This is a genomic window from Variovorax sp. GW531-E2 (assembly GCF_059423125.1).
Genome location: NZ_JBWKXQ010000015.1, coordinates 13,877 through 28,670 on the forward strand (window position 1 = coordinate 13,877; position 14,794 = coordinate 28,670).

At 70.2% G+C, this 14,794-nt stretch carries 13 protein-coding genes; 8 read left to right on the forward strand and 5 right to left on the reverse strand.

Annotated features, from left to right (window positions below):
- Positions 1 to 6: 6 nt before the first annotated feature.
- The 4 genes from pgaB (at position 7) to AC07XP_RS11690 (ending at position 4,824) form a co-directional block, all read left to right on the forward strand.
- The gene (gene pgaB / locus AC07XP_RS11675) at positions 7 to 2,073 is read left to right on the forward strand and encodes a poly-beta-1,6-N-acetyl-D-glucosamine N-deacetylase PgaB (protein WP_495264751.1); all 2,067 of its coding nucleotides are present in this window, start codon (positions 7 to 9) and stop codon (positions 2,071 to 2,073) included.
- Positions 2,070 to 3,350, forward strand: coding sequence for a poly-beta-1,6-N-acetyl-D-glucosamine synthase (gene pgaC, locus AC07XP_RS11680; RefSeq protein WP_492731640.1), 1,281 nt, complete (start codon positions 2,070 to 2,072; stop codon positions 3,348 to 3,350). Before pgaB ends, pgaC begins: the two co-directional genes overlap by 4 nt.
- Positions 3,340 to 3,906, forward strand: a complete 567-nt coding sequence (locus AC07XP_RS11685; protein WP_159273740.1) for a PgaD family protein — start codon at positions 3,340 to 3,342, stop codon at positions 3,904 to 3,906. The genes pgaC and AC07XP_RS11685 overlap by 11 nt, the downstream gene beginning before the upstream one ends.
- 120 nt (positions 3,907 to 4,026) lie before the next feature.
- The gene (locus tag AC07XP_RS11690) at positions 4,027 to 4,824 is read left to right on the forward strand and encodes an SDR family oxidoreductase (RefSeq protein ID WP_495264752.1); all 798 of its coding nucleotides are present in this window, start codon (positions 4,027 to 4,029) and stop codon (positions 4,822 to 4,824) included.
- A 306-nt stretch (positions 4,825 to 5,130) separates the two neighbouring features.
- Here the strand turns inward: AC07XP_RS11690 and AC07XP_RS11695 are convergent, their stop codons facing one another.
- On the reverse strand, positions 5,131 to 6,039 hold the full coding sequence (locus AC07XP_RS11695; RefSeq protein WP_495264753.1) for a LysR family transcriptional regulator: 909 nt from the start codon (positions 6,037 to 6,039) through the stop codon (positions 5,131 to 5,133).
- 89 nt (positions 6,040 to 6,128) lie between these two features.
- Here AC07XP_RS11695 and AC07XP_RS11700 point away from each other — a divergent pair, with 89 nt between their 5' ends.
- The gene (locus tag AC07XP_RS11700; RefSeq protein ID WP_495264754.1) at positions 6,129 to 7,139 is read left to right on the forward strand and encodes a zinc-binding alcohol dehydrogenase family protein; all 1,011 of its coding nucleotides are present in this window, start codon (positions 6,129 to 6,131) and stop codon (positions 7,137 to 7,139) included.
- A 19-nt stretch (positions 7,140 to 7,158) separates the two neighbouring features.
- Positions 7,159 to 7,752 (forward strand): GNAT family N-acetyltransferase, encoded by a 594-nt coding sequence (locus AC07XP_RS11705; RefSeq protein WP_495264755.1) that lies wholly within the window; start codon positions 7,159 to 7,161, stop codon positions 7,750 to 7,752.
- Here AC07XP_RS11705 and AC07XP_RS11710 read toward each other — a convergent pair.
- From AC07XP_RS11710 to AC07XP_RS11720, 3 genes are read right to left on the reverse strand one after another with little or no spacing between them, the layout of a single operon-like run.
- Complete coding sequence (locus AC07XP_RS11710; RefSeq protein WP_062480617.1) at positions 7,744 to 8,457, reverse strand: sulfite exporter TauE/SafE family protein; 714 nt, start codon at positions 8,455 to 8,457, stop codon at positions 7,744 to 7,746. The two genes, AC07XP_RS11705 and AC07XP_RS11710, sit on opposite strands and share 9 nt — an antisense overlap.
- A complete protein-coding gene (locus AC07XP_RS11715; RefSeq protein ID WP_495264756.1) occupies positions 8,454 to 9,866 on the reverse strand; it encodes an amidohydrolase family protein in 1,413 nt (470 codons plus the stop codon). Before AC07XP_RS11715 ends, AC07XP_RS11710 begins: the two co-directional genes overlap by 4 nt.
- Positions 9,867 to 9,911: 45 nt before the next feature.
- The gene (locus AC07XP_RS11720; RefSeq protein ID WP_495264757.1) at positions 9,912 to 11,288 is read right to left on the reverse strand and encodes a uracil-xanthine permease family protein; all 1,377 of its coding nucleotides are present in this window, start codon (positions 11,286 to 11,288) and stop codon (positions 9,912 to 9,914) included.
- Between the two features lie 147 nt (positions 11,289 to 11,435).
- On the opposite strand from AC07XP_RS11720, the gene AC07XP_RS11725 reads away from it, so the two are divergent.
- Positions 11,436 to 12,476, forward strand: a complete 1,041-nt coding sequence (locus AC07XP_RS11725; protein WP_495264758.1) for a LacI family DNA-binding transcriptional regulator — start codon at positions 11,436 to 11,438, stop codon at positions 12,474 to 12,476.
- Between the two features lie 7 nt (positions 12,477 to 12,483).
- On the opposite strand, the gene AC07XP_RS11730 is transcribed toward AC07XP_RS11725, so the two are convergent.
- The gene (locus tag AC07XP_RS11730; RefSeq protein WP_495264759.1) at positions 12,484 to 13,842 is read right to left on the reverse strand and encodes a PQQ-dependent sugar dehydrogenase; all 1,359 of its coding nucleotides are present in this window, start codon (positions 13,840 to 13,842) and stop codon (positions 12,484 to 12,486) included.
- Positions 13,843 to 13,972: 130 nt separating this feature from the next.
- Here AC07XP_RS11730 and AC07XP_RS11735 point away from each other — a divergent pair, with 130 nt between their 5' ends.
- Complete coding sequence (locus AC07XP_RS11735) at positions 13,973 to 14,746, forward strand: alanyl-tRNA editing protein (protein WP_495264760.1); 774 nt, start codon at positions 13,973 to 13,975, stop codon at positions 14,744 to 14,746.
- The last annotated feature ends 48 nt before the right edge of the window (positions 14,747 to 14,794 follow it).

Below are 14,794 nucleotides of genomic sequence, written 5' to 3' on the forward strand. Positions count from 1 at the left end.
TCCGTGATGCAAGCCCCCACCTTCTTCCTCCGGCTGCGCGCGGCCCTGCTCGGGCTGCTGCTGGCGACGGCGTTGCCTGCACTGGCGGCGCCGGTGCTGCCCGCCGATCCCGACAACGGCGTCGACTTCCGCGTGATCTCGTTCCACGACGTGCGCCCCAACGTGCGCGCCAGCTTCGAGACCTCGCCCGACGAAACCGCCATCGACGAGCGCACGCTCGCCGAAGTGTTCGCCTGGCTGCGCCACAGCGGCTACCACCCGGTCAGCCTGCAGCAGATCATCGATGCGCGCAGCGGCGGCAAGCCACTGCCGTCGCAGCCCGTGCTGCTGACCTTCGACGACGGCTACCGCAGCGCCTACACGCACGTGTTCCCGCTGCTGCAGCGCTTCAACTACCCCGCGCTGTTCGCGCTCGTGACGAGCTGGCTCGAGGTGCCTGAAGGCCAGCCCGTGCACTGGGGCGACAAGCCCGCGCCGCGCGAGAACTTCCTGCTGTGGCGCGAAGCCGCCGAGATGGCGCGCTCGCCGCTGGTCGAGTTCGCGAGCCACACCGACGCGATGCACACCGGCATCCAGGCCAACCCGCAGGGCAACATGCTGCCCGCCGCGGCCACGCACCGCTACGACCCGAAGACCGGCCGCTACGAGGACGACGCCGCCTACCTGCGCCGCATCGAGACCGACCTGCGCCGCAGCCGCGAGCTGATCGAGAAGCGCACCGGCGCCACGGTGCGCGCCACCGTGTGGCCCTACGGCGCCTACAACACGCCCGCGCTGGAAGCCTCGGCGCGCGTGGGCATGCCGATCACCTTCACGCTCGACGACGGCGCGAACACCAAGGAGATTCCGCTCAACCGCATCCGCCGCGCGCTGGCCGCCTACGACAACGAGGCGCCCGACTACGTGCAGATGCTGCGCAGCCCGGTGGGCGGCGAGGTGCGCCCGATCAACCGCGTGATGCACGTCGACCTGGACTACGTGTACGACGCCGACCCTGCCCAGCAGGAGCGCAACCTCTCGGCGCTGATCGAGCGCGTCGCCGCCGTGCGCCCGCGCTCGGTGTTCCTGCAGGCCTATGCCGACCCCGACGGCGACGGCGTGGCCGACGCGCTGTACTTTCCCAACCGCCACCTGCCGATGCGCGCCGACCTGTTCGCCCGCGCCGCCTGGCAGTTGCGCAGCCGCACCGGCGTGAAGGTCTATGCGTGGATGCCCGTCACCGCCTACCGGCTGCCGGCGTCGAACCCGCTGGCCACGCACACGGTGCGCACGCTCAAGGGCGACGCGCCGGCCGACCGCTACCACCGGCTCTCGCCCTTCGACCCGGCCGTGCGCACGCTGGTCGGCGACCTGTACGAAGACCTGGGCCGCCACACCTTCTTCGAAGGCCTGCTGTTCCACGACGACGCCATGCTCTCGGACGACGAGGACGCCAGCCCCGCCGCGCTCGACACCTACCGCCGCTGGGGCCTGCCGGCCGACGTGGCCGCGCTGCGCGCCGACCCCGCGCTCATGGCCCGCTGGACCGCCGCCAAGACCCGCTACCTGATCGACTTCACGCACGAACTCGCGGCGCGCGTGGGCACCTGGCGCCCCGCGCTGGAAACGGCGCGCAACCTCTACGCGCGGCCGGTGCTCGAACCCGCGGCCGAGCAATGGTTTGCCCAAAACTATGAAGCCTCGCTTGCTGCCTACGACTACGTCGGCCTGATGGCCATGCCGCGCATGGAGCAGGAGGCCCGCACCCCGGCCGACAGCGACGCCTGGCTGGGCCGTCTGGCGCAGCGCGCGGCCGCCACGCCGCACGGCCTGGACCGCACCGTGTTCGAGCTGCAGGCACGCGACTGGCGCACCGGGAAACCCGTGGCCGACGCCGAGCTCACGCGCCAGTGGACCCTGCTGCAACGCGCCGGCGTGCGCCACCTGGGCTACTACCCCGACGACTTCCTGAACAACCAGCCCTCGCTGGAGACCGTGCGCCGCGCGATCTCGGTGCGTTCGCTGCTGTCGCGCGCCCCCCGGCGCAACCACGACGCCGCCACGCTGCCGCCTGAAGGAGGGAAGCCCCGATGAACACGCTCCAGATGCTGGTGGACCTGATTCCGCCGGTGCTCTTCGGCTTCGTCTTCTACTACCCGTTCTTCATGGCGTGGGTGTGGATCGCGGGCGGCCTTTCGCATGCGTGGTCGTTCGAGCGCAAGCGCGACGTCGAGATCGACCCGCTGCCGCTGCTGCCCTCGCAGCCGCTCGTGACCGTGGTCGTGCCCTGCTTCAACGAGGCGCCGCACCTGCGCGAAGTGATCGAGCAGCTCATGCGCACGCGCTACCCGAACTACGAGGTGATCGCCGTCAACGACGGCAGCACCGACGGCACCGGCGAGCTGCTCGACGAGATGACGCTGGAGTTCAGCCGCCTGCGCGTGATCCACAACGCCAGCAACCAGGGCAAGGCCGTGGGCCTGAACACCGCCTGCCAGCTGGCGCGCGGCGAGTACATCCTGGGCATCGACGGCGACGCGCTGGTCGACCCCAACGCCATTGCGTGGATGCTCAAGCGCATGCTGGCCTCGGATCGCATCGGCGCCGTCACCGGCAACCCGCGCATCCGCACGCGCACCACGCTGCTGGGGCGCATGCAGGTGGGCGAGTTCTCGTCGATCATCGGCCTCATCAAGCGCTCGCAGCAGCTCATCGGCACGCTGTTCACGGTGTCGGGCGTGCTGGCCATGTTCCGCCGCCGCGCCGTGCTCGAAGTGGGCTTCTGGAGCCCCGACGTGCTCACCGAGGACATCGACATGAGCTGGAAGCTCCAGCTCGCCGGCTGGCGCCTGCGCTTCGAGCCGCGCGCGCTATGCTGGATCCTCATGCCCGAGACCCTGCGCGGCCTGTGGAAGCAGCGCCTGCGCTGGGCCGTCGGCGGCATCCAGACCATGCTGCGCATCACGCCGTCCATCCTGCGCCTGCGCAGCTGGCGCCTGTGGCTCATCTACAGCGAGTACATGGTGAGCGTGGTGTGGGCCTATGCGATGGCGCTGGTGCTGCTGATCAGCTTCATCCGCCCCTTCCTGCCGCACGAGTCGGCCTGGCATTCGGCGCTGCTGCCGCACTGGCAGGGCACGCTGCTGGCCATGACCTGCATCCTGCAGATGCTGCTGAGCCTGTGGATCGACCGTCGCTACGACCGCGACCTCATGCGCTATTTCGCCGGAACGATCTGGTACCCGATCGCGTTCTGGACGATCACGATGGCCACCACGGTGGTCGCCCTTCCCAACGCTCTGATGCGTCGTCGCGGCAAGCGCGCGGTGTGGACGAGCCCTGACCGAGGAGTTTCTTCTGATGCATCCTGAGAACCCGCTCTCTTCGCCGGCGCTGCACGAAGCCCCGCCGCCCCGCACCCGTTCGTGGGGCCAACCCGCGGTGGACGAACCCATCATCGACGCCGCGCGCATCCCGCTGCACGCCTTCGGCAACGGCCGTTCGCCGGCACGCACGCTGGCCATGTACCTGTGGCTGCGCGTGCTGCGGCCCGCGATCACCGTCGCGATCTGGTTCTGCGCCATCTGGTACGCCTGGCCCTACGTGATGGGTGCGCGCTCCCAGCCCGAGGTGCTTCAGCTGCTGGGCCTGTACGCCATCGTCATCGGCGTGATCCTCGCCTCGATGCTGATCATGGGCCCGCTGCGCCGCCGCCAGCACCGCAGCGAGACGCCGCCGGAGAAGGAACAGTCGTCGCTGTTCGCGCTGGCGTCGTACATCGAGGTCGCGCCCGCGCGCCTGTCGACCTGGCAGCGCACGCGCCAGCTGCTGGCGCACCACGATCACCACGGCCAGCTGCGCGACGCCACCGACACCGCGCCGGCCGCGCTGGAAGAAGAAACGCCAGCAAAGCGCCGCAAGGCCTGACGCGCAGAGGCAACCGACGCGGCCTTTTCGGCCGCGTCGCTGCAGGGGTTTCGGGGCGGTGATTCAATCGCGCGGCGGCAGCGCCGCAGACAGATTCACCTTCTTCCAAGGACCCCCGACATGGATCTCGAGCTCCAGGACCAGCACGTTCTCATCACCGGCGGCAGCAAGGGCATCGGCCTGGCCTGCGCGCTGGGCTTCCTGCGCGAAGGCGCGCGCGTGAGCCTGGTCTCGCGCGACCTGCAGAACCTGCAACAGGGCCAGCAGTCGCTGCTCGCCGCGTTCCCGCAAGCCGAAGGCCGCGTCAGCCTGCACGCCGCCGACCTCAAGAACCCCGCCAGTGCCGTCGCCGCCCTCGACGCCGCCGAGCAGGCCTTCGGCCCCGTCGACGTGCTCGTCAACTCGGCAGGCGCCGCGCGCCGCACCCCGCCCGACGAGCTCACGCCCGCTGCGTGGCACGACGCGATGGACGCCAAGTACTTCACCTACATCCACATGATCGACCCGGTCGTGAAGCGCATGGGTCAGCGCGGTCGCGGCGCGATCGTCAATGTGATCGGCCAGGGCGGCAAGGTTGCGAGCCCGGTCCACATGGCCGGCGGTGCGGCCAACGCTGCGCTCATGCTCGTGAGCGCCGGCATGGCCGCCGCCTATGCCGCCAAAGGCGTGCGCGTGAACGCCGTGAACCCCGGCCTCACGCTGACCGCGCGGCTGCAGGAAGGCATGAAGGCCGACGCGAAGCTGCAGGGCATCGACACCGACGAAGCGTTGGAGCGCGCCACTGCGCGCCTGCCGCTGGGGCGCATCGCGACGCCCGAGGAAGTCGCCAACACCGTGCTCTTCCTGGCGTCGCCGAAGGCAAGCTATGTGACCGGCGCGATCGTGGCGATGGATGGCGCCGTGACCCCGATGATCTGACGAGGGACAACAGGGGGAGCGAACGCAGTGATGCGATCCCCCCAAGGCCGAGCGCAGCGACGGCCCGACCATTCCCCCTCCCCTCTGGCCGCGCCGAGGAGCGCAGCGTTTCGCGGATCAGGGCTCGCCCTTGTTTGAGCGAAGCGAGTTTGGGCGAGACCCCGCGAAACGCGAGCACCGCAGGTTGCCCGCAGCGAAGCGGAGGGACGCGGACAGTGGGGTCGCCTTTCTTTGCTTACTTTCTTTGGCGAAGCAAAGAAAGTGAGTCGCCCGCCGGGGCGAGACCCGGCCCCGGAAACCAAACCCTCAGCCCAAAGCCAACAACCCCTCGAACTTCAACGCCAGGAAATCCACAAACCCCCGAACCCGAGCCGGCACAAACCGCCCACTGGGCAACAGCGCATGCAACGGATAAGGCTCGGTGTCCCAATCCGGCAGCAACCGCACAAGACGGCCCTCACGAATATCGCTGCGCACATCCAAAGCAGACTTCAGCGAAATCCCATACCCCGCCACCGTCCACTCCCGCGCCAGCGAAGCATCATCCACACTGCGATCCCCATTCACCCGCACCTCCGTCCACTGCCCCAACTGCGCAAACCGCCACACCCGGTGCCTTCGCCCACTCCGGTTGAACGTCAGGCAGTTGTGCTGCAGCAAATCCTGCGGAACCCGAGGCAAGGGATGCCGACGCAGATAGTCCGGTGAAGCCGTCAGCACAGGGTTCGTCAGCGCAAACGCCCGCGCCACCAGCCGCGAATCGGCCAGCGCCCCGTAGCGCAGCGCGACGTCCACCTCGTCCCGCATCACGTCCAGCGGCCGATCCCCGACAGACAGCGACAACTGCACCCCCGGATGCAACGCCAGGAACTCGTCGAACCAAGGCAGCAAGGTGCTGCGCGTGAGGTCCGACGGCGAGGCCACCCGCAAGGTACCGACAAGTTCGCCGCGATCCGCAGTGACCAGCGACTCCCCTTCATCCAACAGTTCAAAAGCACGCACCGCGTAGTCAAGCAGCGTCTGCCCCTGCGGCGTCAGCCGCATCGCCCGCGTCGACCGCTCGAACAGCCGCGCCCCCAACTGCGCCTCCAGCCGCTTCAACGTCGCACTGGCCGCCGCCGGCGTGATCCCCAGCGCATGCCCCGCCGCCGTCAACGTGCCGCCACGCGCCGTCTGCACGAGCACCTGCAGGTCCGATATATTTTCAATCTTCATTTGAAAGTGTTGGTGATTCAGGCCACCTTATCAAACAAACGTTGTCATCCTACAGTCCAGCCATCGTTCCAGAAAGAAGGTCTCTTCCCATGAAAGCCGTCGGCTACCACCAGCCTCTCCCCATCGACAACCCCGAATCGCTGCAGGACATCGAACTCCCCGCCCCCGTGCCCGGCGCGCGCGACCTGCTGGTGCGCGTGAAGGCCGTGTCGGTCAACCCGGTCGACACCAAAGTCCGCAAGAACGCCGCCCCCGAAGCCGGCCAGGCCAAGGTGCTGGGCTGGGACGCGGTCGGCACCGTCGAAGCCATCGGCAGCGGCGTGCAGGACTTCAAGGTCGGCGACCGCGTGTACTACGCCGGCTCCATCATTCGCCCCGGCGCCAATTCGGAGCTGCACGCGGTCGACGAGCGCATCGCCGCCCTCGCCCCGAAGAGCCTCGACGACGCGCAAGCCGCCGCCTTGCCGCTGACCACCATCACCGCCTACGAATTGCTGTTCGACCGCCTCCAGGTGCCCAAGGACGGCGGCGAAGGCCAGACGCTGCTGATCACGGGCGGCGCAGGCGGCGTGGGCTCCATCCTCATCCAGCTCGCGAGCCAGCTCACGAAGCTGCGCGTCGTCGCCACCGCCTCGCGCGCCGAAACGCGCGCCTGGTGCCTGGCACTGGGCGCGCACGTCGTCATCGACCATTCGAAGCCGCTCGCCGCCGAACTGAAGGCCGCCGGCATCGATGAAGTCGACATGGTCGCCAGCCTCACGCAGACCGACCAGCACTACGCGCAGCTCATCGAAAGCCTCAAGCCCCAGGGCCAGCTCGCGGTGATCGACGACATGAAGGTGCTCGACGCGATGCCGCTGAAGACCAAGTGCATCTCGCTGCACTGGGAGATGATGTTCACGCGCTCGCGCTTCACCACGCCCGACATCGCCGAGCAGGGCAAGCTGCTGGCCGAAGTGGCCGCGCTGGTCGACGCGGGCCGCATCCGCACCACGGCGAATGCGAGCTTCGGCACCATCAACGCAGCGAATTTGAAGAAGGCGCATGCGCTCATCGAGAGCGGCAAGGCGCAGGGCAAGGTGGTGCTGGCCGGGTTCTGATTTGCGCACAATCGGTCGCATGACCGAAGAAAGCACACATCCGCCCCTCATCGAATTCGAGACCCCGCGCCTGCGGGTGCGCCAATGGCGCGAGAGCGATCTCGCGCCATTTTTCGCGCTGGCCTGCGACCCGCAGGTGATGGAGTTCCTGCTGCCCTTGCCCACGCGCGCCGAGAGCGACGCCGCGGCCCACCGTGCCCAGGCGCTCATCGCGCAGAAGGGCTGGGGCTTCTGGGCCGTCGAGCGCAAGGACACCGGCGAGTTCATCGGCTTCACCGGCCTGAACGTGCCGATGGCCACGCTGCCTTTCTCGCCCTGCGTGGAGATCGGCTGGCGCCTGTCGCGCGCCAGCTGGGGCCAGGGCTTCGCGACGGAGGCCGCGCGCGGCGCGCTGCAGGTCGGTTTCGAACGGCTCGGGCTCGGCGAGATCGTGGCGTTCACCGCCAACGGCAACCTGCGCTCGGCCGCCGTGATGGCGCGCCTGGGCATGCACGAGGACGTGGCCGGTGCCTTCGAGCATCCGGCAGTGCCCGAAGGCGATGCGCTGCGCGGCCACCGGCTGTTTCGCATCGACCGCGCGGCATGGCAGGCCGCGCAGCGCGCCTCAGAATGAATGCAGCAGCAGTGCGGCGCCCGACACGATCGCGAAGACCTGCACGAAGATGCGCAGCACGCGGCCGTTGATGCGCCGATGCACCACGCGGCTGAGCACCGCGCCCACGACGAGCGCGGGCAACAGCAGGGCCGCGGCATAGAGCTGTGAGCCGTCGATGCGCCCCGCCGCCATCAGCGTGGCCAGCGACACCAGCTCGCCGACCAGGAAGCACAGCGCGATGGTCGAGCGCATGGTGGGCGCCGGCTGGTGCTGGTAGACCAGCGCCAGCGGCGGCCCGCCGATGCCGGTCGCGGTTTCGGTGACGCCGGTCACGAGCCCCGCCGCCACGAAGGCGGTGCGGCCCGGCGAGAAGGCCGGCATCATCAACGTGACCAGCGCCGCCGCGATGGTCGAGGCGCCAACGAACAGCGACAGGTGGCTCGCGCTCAGCGCCGCCAGCACCCACAGGCCGCCGACGGTGCCGAGCAGGCGCCCGCCGGTGATCCAGCTGGCGCCGGTGCGGTCGATGGCACCGCGCTCGCGCCACATCACGTAGAAGTTCAGCGGCAGCATCAGCACCAGCACGCACACGGGCAGCAGGTCGGGGCGCACGATGCCGATCACCGGCGCGGCGATGAGCGCAAAGCCGACGCCGGTCGCGCCCTGCACGAAGGCGGCGAACAGCACGGCGAGCGAGACGAGGACAAGGTGTTGCGCGCTCACTGCGAGTGCCGCTCCGAGGCCAGGCGGCGGTGCGCGGCGGCCGGGGGATGCAGGCGCACGATGGGCGCGCGGTCCATGGCCGCGTGGGCGACGCGCGCCAGCTGCCGCTGCAGCGCGCGCGCATCCCAGTCGGGCGGCCAGCCTTCCCACAGGCGCAGGCGTCCGTCGACGAACACGGCCACGATCTGGTCGCGGTTGCCCAGGCGCACGAGGTCCCACGTGAGGTCGACGGAGGTGCACATCTCGGGCGTGTCGACATCGACGATGAGGAAGTCGGCCGCCTTGCCCACGGCGATCTCGCCCGTGAGGTGGCCCAGGCCCACGGCGCGCGCGCCTTCGTGCGTCGCGTGGTCGAACCAGGTCCAGCCGCCGCCGCTGGACGCATCGCCGATGGCCATGCCGAAGGCCAGCTTCTGCGCGGCCTCGGCCGCGTCCATCAGGCGGAAGGCGTCGCTGCGCGTGGCGTCGGTGCCCAGGCCGAAGCGGATGCCCAGCGCGGCCATCAGGTTCGCGGGCGCCACGGCGTTGCCCTTCCACTGGCTGGCGACGGGGTTGTAGCTCACGGCGGTGTCGGTGTCGCGCAGCACCATGAGTTCCGAAGGCGTGACCAGCGTGCCGTGCGCAATGAGCACCTGCGGGCCGAGCGCGCCCAGGTGCGCCAGCAGCTCCAGCGGCCGCTTGCCGCGCTGCACCACCGAGCGCTCGACCGAGGCGAGGTGTTCGTTGACGTGCGTCTGGAACACGGTGCGCGCCTCGGCGCACAGGGCCGACACGGCGACCAGCATCTCGTCGGACGCCGCCTCGGGCACCGAGATGGCGAGCGAGGGATGCACCAGCGGCGCGTCCGACCACTGCTGCAGGAACTGCGCGGCATGCGACTGGATCGCCTGCCGTTCGGCGGCGCTGCTGTCGTTGCCGCCGTCGTTGCAGATCAGTCCCAGCACGCAGCGCAGCCCGGCCTCCTGCACGGCGGCGGCCACGGCGCCGATGTCGCCCGGCGCGCGCGTGCCCGCGTCGCACACGGTGGTGAAGCCGCCGCGCAGCGATTCGAGCGCCGCGAGCTTGGAGGCCATGTAGACGAACTCGTCGTCCAGGCTCGACTCGAGCGGCACCCACACGCGTCGGAAGATCTCGGACGGCTCGCCATAGGCCAGCGACTTGCCGAAGGACTGCGTGAGGTGGTGGTGCGCATCGATCATGCCGGGCATCAGCAGCTTGCCGGGCAGGTGCAGCGGCGTGAGCTGCGGGTGGCGGGCGATGAGCGCGTCGGCGGGGCCGACCTCGCGGAAACGGCCGCCTTCGATGCGCACGGCATGGCCGGTGGCGGGGCCGTCGCGCAGCATCAGGTGGTCGGGAACGAGCAGCAGCTCGTCGGCCGCGAAGTGCGCGGCATCGAGTTCAGGAGACATGGTGAAAAGAGAGAACAGGAAAAGAAAGGGAGAGGCGCGCGTCGCTCATTGCGGCGCCGGTGCGATGGCCGGGCTGTCCGCCGGCACGCGGTTGAACACCAGGTTGAGCACCACCGCCGTGAGCGAGCCCATGGCCAGGCCGTTGCCCAGCACCAGTTGCAGCGTGTCGGGAAAGCGGCTGTACAGGCCCGGCACGACGATGGGCAGCAGGCCCATGGTCAGCGCGCCGGCCAGCACGAACATGTTGCCGCGCTCGTGCAGGTCGACCTTGCGCAGCATGTCGATGCCCATGGTGCCGATGATCGCGAACACCACCATCGCGGTGCCGCCGACCACGGCCGACGGAATGGCGCTGGCCAGCCGGCCCAGCGGCGCCGACAGCGCGATGAGGATCAGGATCACGCCGGCCGCGGCCGTCACGTAGCGCGAGCGCACGTTGGTGGCGCGCACGATGCCGATGTTCTCGCCGCTGGTGATGATCATCGAGGTGCCGAAGAGGCCCCCCGCCAGCGACACCAGCGCGTCGCCGCGGATGGTGCGCGGCACCACGTCGCGCGCATCGATCTTGCGGCCCACCACCTCGGCCACCGCCACGGTCTGCCCCGTGGCCTCGACCATCGAGATGATGCTGAAGATGAGCAGCGGCACGGCCGCCACCAGGTCGAAGCGCGGCATGCCGAAGGGCAGCAGCGTCGGCGCGCTCCAGAAGGGGCCGGCCGCCACGCTGCTGAAATCCATCAACCCGCAGGCCGCGGCCAGCACCGTGCCGGCCAGAAGGCCCAGCAGCACCGCGAGCTGGCCGAGCGTGCCCTTGAACACGCGCGCGAACAGCACGGTGAAGCCGATGGTCGCCAGCGCCAGCCCGATGTTCACCGGGTCGGCAAAGGTGGACGTGCCGGCCTTGCCCGCGATGATGCCGCCGTACACCTTCACGAGGTTGATCGACACCAGCAGCAGCAAGGTGCCGATGACGATCTTCGGAAAGTAGCGCAGGCAGCGCGCGAACACCGGCAGCACCAGGAAGTAGAAGAGCGCCGTGAGGATCACCGCGCCCGAGGCGGTCTGCAGGTCGCGCTGCTGGGCGATGGTCACGAACATCACGATGGGCGCACCGCCCGGCACCATCACGAAGGGCAGGCGCGCGCCGAACTTCCACGGCCCGAACGACTGCAGCAGGGTGCCCACGCCGCACAGCAGGAAGGTGGCGCTGATCAGGTTGACCGTGAGCGCGGACTCCAGCCCCAGCGCCTTGGCCACGAGGAACACCGAGGTGATCGGCACGGCCGCCATCACCAGCACGTGCTGCAGGCCGAACAGCAGCAGTTGCGACAGGGGCAGCACCGCATCGACCGGGGCGATGGCGGAAGGCGCGCCGACAGGCGCGACCGGGGGCACAGCAGAGGCATCGGGCACACGGGACATCATGGAATCCTTGAACCGGGACCGCGCCCAAATCGATTTGGGCGCACTGGCAAAAAAAGCCGCCGAAGCGGGTGAAGTACATTCCGTGGCATGGCGCCCCAAAACGATTTGGGAATTGAATCACCGCTTTTCGAAAAGGTCAACGGGATGAGCACCAATCCATCGCCGCGGGCAAACATCAAGGACGTGGCGCGCGAAGCGGGCGTGTCGCCGACCACCGTCTCGCACGCGCTCAACGCCCGGGGCCAGGTCGACGCGGAAACGCGCGCGCGCGTCGAGCAGGCGGCGCTGAAGCTGGGCTACCGGCCCAACCGCAATGCGCAGCGGCTGCGCACGGGCGAGGCGCACATGATCGTGCTGCTGTCGTCGATGCCGTTCGCGGTGGCCGGCGGCCCGTCGCGCCTGGGCTTCCTGATGGAGGTGGCGGCCGTGGCGGCCGCCGCGGCGCTCGACCGCCGGCTGGCGCTGGTGCTGGCGCCGCCGATGGAAACCGGGCGCGTGCCGATGGAGCTGCTCGACGTTGATGGCGCGCTGGTCATCGAGCCCTCGGCGGGCGACCCCAACCTGGCGTATCTGCTGCGGCGCGGCCTGCCGGTGGTGGCCATCGGCAAGCCGGCCGAGGAAGCGGCCGACGGGCCGGCGATGCCGCCCTTTGTCGACATCCACTCGGGCCGGACCACGCGCCTGCTGCTCGAGCACCTGCACGACCAGGGCGCGCGCAAGGTCGCGATGATCCTCGGCTCAGCCGCGCGCAATTCCTATGTGGAAGGCCAGGCGGCCTACCAGGCCTTCGCCGCCGCGCGCGGGCAGGCACCGCTGCTGTCGCTGGTCGACGAGGCCGAGGGCGAGAACGGGGGCCGGCAGGCGGCGCTGGCGCTGCTGGCGGCGCACCCCGACATCGACGCCTTCTGCGTGCCGGTCGACGCGTTCGCCTCCGGCGCGGTGACGGCGGTGCGCGAATCGGGCCGGCGCATTCCCGAGGACGTGATGGTCGCCACGCGCTACGACGGCCTGCGCGCGCGCACCTGCGTGCCGCCGCTCACGGCCGTCGACCTGCACCTGGACGAGGTGGCGCAGCAGGCGATTGCGCTGCTGTTCGACCACCTGCGCGGCGACACGAGCCGGCGCCGCGTCGACGGGCCGGCGGCCCAGCTGGTGCCGCGCCTGTCGTCGGCACGCCGGGGCTGATCGCGCTTCAGTTCGGCTTGCTGCGCGACACGCGCCACACCGCGTTGCCCACATCGTCCGCCACCAGCAGCGCGCCGCCCTTGTCCAGCGCCACGCCCACCGGCCGGCCGTGGGCCTTTTCGTCGGCGCTCAGGAAGCCCGTGAGAACGTCGACCGGCGGCCCGCTCGGCTTGCCGCCGATGAAGGGCACGAACACCACCTTGTAGCCCGACTTGGGCTTGCGGTTCCACGAGCCGTGCTCGCCGATGAAGGCGCCGTTCGCGAACTCGGGCGGCATGCCGCGCGCGTGCGAGAACACCAGGCCCAGCGGCGCGACGTGCGCGCCCAGCGCGTAGTCGGGCGCCAGCGCCTTGGCCACGCGCTCGGGCTGTTGCGGCGTGACGCGCGCATCGACCACGCCGCCCCAGTAGCTCCACGGCCAGCCGTAGAAGGCGCCGTCTTTCACCGAGGTGAGGTAGTCGGGCACGAGGTCGCTGCCGATCTCGTCGCGCTCGTTCACCACGGTCCACAGCACGTTCGTCTCGGGCTCCCAGCCCAGGCCGTTGGGGTTGCGCAGGCCGCTGGCGAACAGGCGCTTCTCGCCGCTCTTCGCATCGACCTCCCAGATCGCGGCGCGGCCCTCTTCGGCCGCCATGCCGTTCTCGCCGATGTTGCTGTTGGAGCCGACCGTGACGTACAGCTTGCTGCCGTCGGCGCTGGCGATGACGTTCTTGGTCCAGTGGTGGTTGAGGCCGGCGGGCAGCGCCGTCACCACGGTGGGCGTGGCGCTGACCGAGGTCTGGCCCTCGGTGTAGGGCACCTTCACGAGCGCGTCGGCGTTGGCGATGAAGAGCTCGTTGCCGACCAGCGCCATGCCGTAGGGCGAGCTGAGGTTCGCCAGGAACACCTGCTTCACCTCGGCCAGGCCGTCGCCGTCGGCGTCGCGCAGCAAGGTGATGCGGTTGGCGCTGGGCACGCCGGCGCCCGCGCGGCCCATGACCTTGCCCATGACCCAGTTGCGCACCTTGGCGACCGGGCCGCCGGCGCCGCTGCCTTCGGGCTTGGGCGGCTTGTTGCTCTCGGCCACCAGCACGTCGCCGTTGGGCAGGGTGTAGACCCAGCGCGGGTGGTCCAGCCCGCGCGCCAGCGCCGTCACGCGCAGGCCTTCGGCGGGGGTGGGCGCGGCAGTGTCGGTCCAGCCGACGGCGGGCGCCACGTTGACGGTGGGGATCAGCGTCTTGTTCGGATCGGCCAGCTGCGGCCGGGGGCCGGTCGTGAGCTCGGGCGCGAGCTTGGCGGTCTCGCCGCAGCCGGCGACGAGCAGCACGGCGGCCACGGCCGCTGCGGACAAGGCGAGGCGGACGGGAAGGTGCGGCGATGCGTTCATGCGGATTCCTTGCGCGGCAGGCGGCCGCAGACCGCCGGATCATGCGCAATCGCACGGCGCGGGCGTGTCGGTCGTGGGCGCTTTCCGGCGTGCGCGCACCTCCTTCGCGCATCGTCGCTACCATCGCCGCATGACCGACGACCTGTTCCGCGCCGACGCCTACCTGCGCACCTGTGAAGCCCGCATCCTGCGCATCGACGACACCGGCATCGTGCTGGACCGCACCGTGTTCTATCCGCTGGGCGGCGGGCAGGCCGGCGATGCCGGCGCGCTGGTGCTCGCCGACGGCCGCGAAATCGCCATCGCCGACACCCGCAAGGCCAAGGACGCCGAGGGCCAGCCGACCGCCGAATTCGTCCACGTGCCCGCGCCCGACCAGGCCGAGCTGCTGGCCGCGCTGGCGCCCGGCGACACTGTCACCGCCCGCCTCGACTGGGAGCGCCGCCACCGGCTGATGCGCTTCCACACCGCCAGCCACCTGCTGTGCCACCTCGTGCCGGTGCCGGTGAACGGCTGCTCGATCACGCCCGAGTACGCGCGCATCGACTTCCACATCACCGACCCGCTCGACAAGGAAACGCTCACCGCCGGCCTCGCGAAGCTGGTCGAGGCCGCCCACCCGCTGACCGTGGGCGCCATCAGCGACGCCGAGCTCGACGCCAACCCCGCGCTGGTCAAGAGCATGAGCGTGCAGCCGCCGCGCGGCACGGGCACGGTGCGCACCATCCGCATCGGCGGTACGGGCGAAGACGGCGGCGCGCCGTCGATCGACTTCCAGCCCTGCGGCGGCACGCACGTGGCCAACACGGCGGAAATCGGCGCCATGGTCGTCACGAAGATCGAGAAGAAGAGCGCGACCACCCGGCGCGTGGTCCTGGGCTGGCCCTCGGCCACCGCGGCCTGAGCCTCGGGAAAGACCCGGCCCCCAGGAACTTCGCCCCGCCCTCTGGCT

Bases quoted from the DNA above. Each gene is read 5' to 3' on its own strand.
- pgaB (WP_495264751.1), top strand. From the start codon at position 7: ATGCAAGCCCCCACCTTCTTCCTCCGGCTGCGCGCGGCCCTGCTCGGG.
- pgaC (WP_492731640.1), top strand. From the start codon at position 2,070: ATGAACACGCTCCAGATGCTGGTGGACCTGATTCCGCCGGTGCTCTTC.
- AC07XP_RS11685 (WP_159273740.1), top strand. From the start codon at position 3,340: ATGCATCCTGAGAACCCGCTCTCTTCGCCGGCGCTGCACGAAGCCCCG.
- AC07XP_RS11690 (WP_495264752.1), top strand. From the start codon at position 4,027: ATGGATCTCGAGCTCCAGGACCAGCACGTTCTCATCACCGGCGGCAGC.
- AC07XP_RS11695 (WP_495264753.1), bottom strand. From the start codon at position 6,039: ATGAAGATTGAAAATATATCGGACCTGCAGGTGCTCGTGCAGACGGCG.
- AC07XP_RS11700 (WP_495264754.1), top strand. From the start codon at position 6,129: ATGAAAGCCGTCGGCTACCACCAGCCTCTCCCCATCGACAACCCCGAA.
- AC07XP_RS11705 (WP_495264755.1), top strand. From the start codon at position 7,159: ATGACCGAAGAAAGCACACATCCGCCCCTCATCGAATTCGAGACCCCG.
- AC07XP_RS11715 (WP_495264756.1), bottom strand. From the start codon at position 9,866: ATGTCTCCTGAACTCGATGCCGCGCACTTCGCGGCCGACGAGCTGCTG.
- AC07XP_RS11720 (WP_495264757.1), bottom strand. From the start codon at position 11,288: ATGTCCCGTGTGCCCGATGCCTCTGCTGTGCCCCCGGTCGCGCCTGTC.
- AC07XP_RS11725 (WP_495264758.1), top strand. From the start codon at position 11,436: ATGAGCACCAATCCATCGCCGCGGGCAAACATCAAGGACGTGGCGCGC.
- AC07XP_RS11730 (WP_495264759.1), bottom strand. From the start codon at position 13,842: ATGAACGCATCGCCGCACCTTCCCGTCCGCCTCGCCTTGTCCGCAGCG.
- AC07XP_RS11735 (WP_495264760.1), top strand. From the start codon at position 13,973: ATGACCGACGACCTGTTCCGCGCCGACGCCTACCTGCGCACCTGTGAA.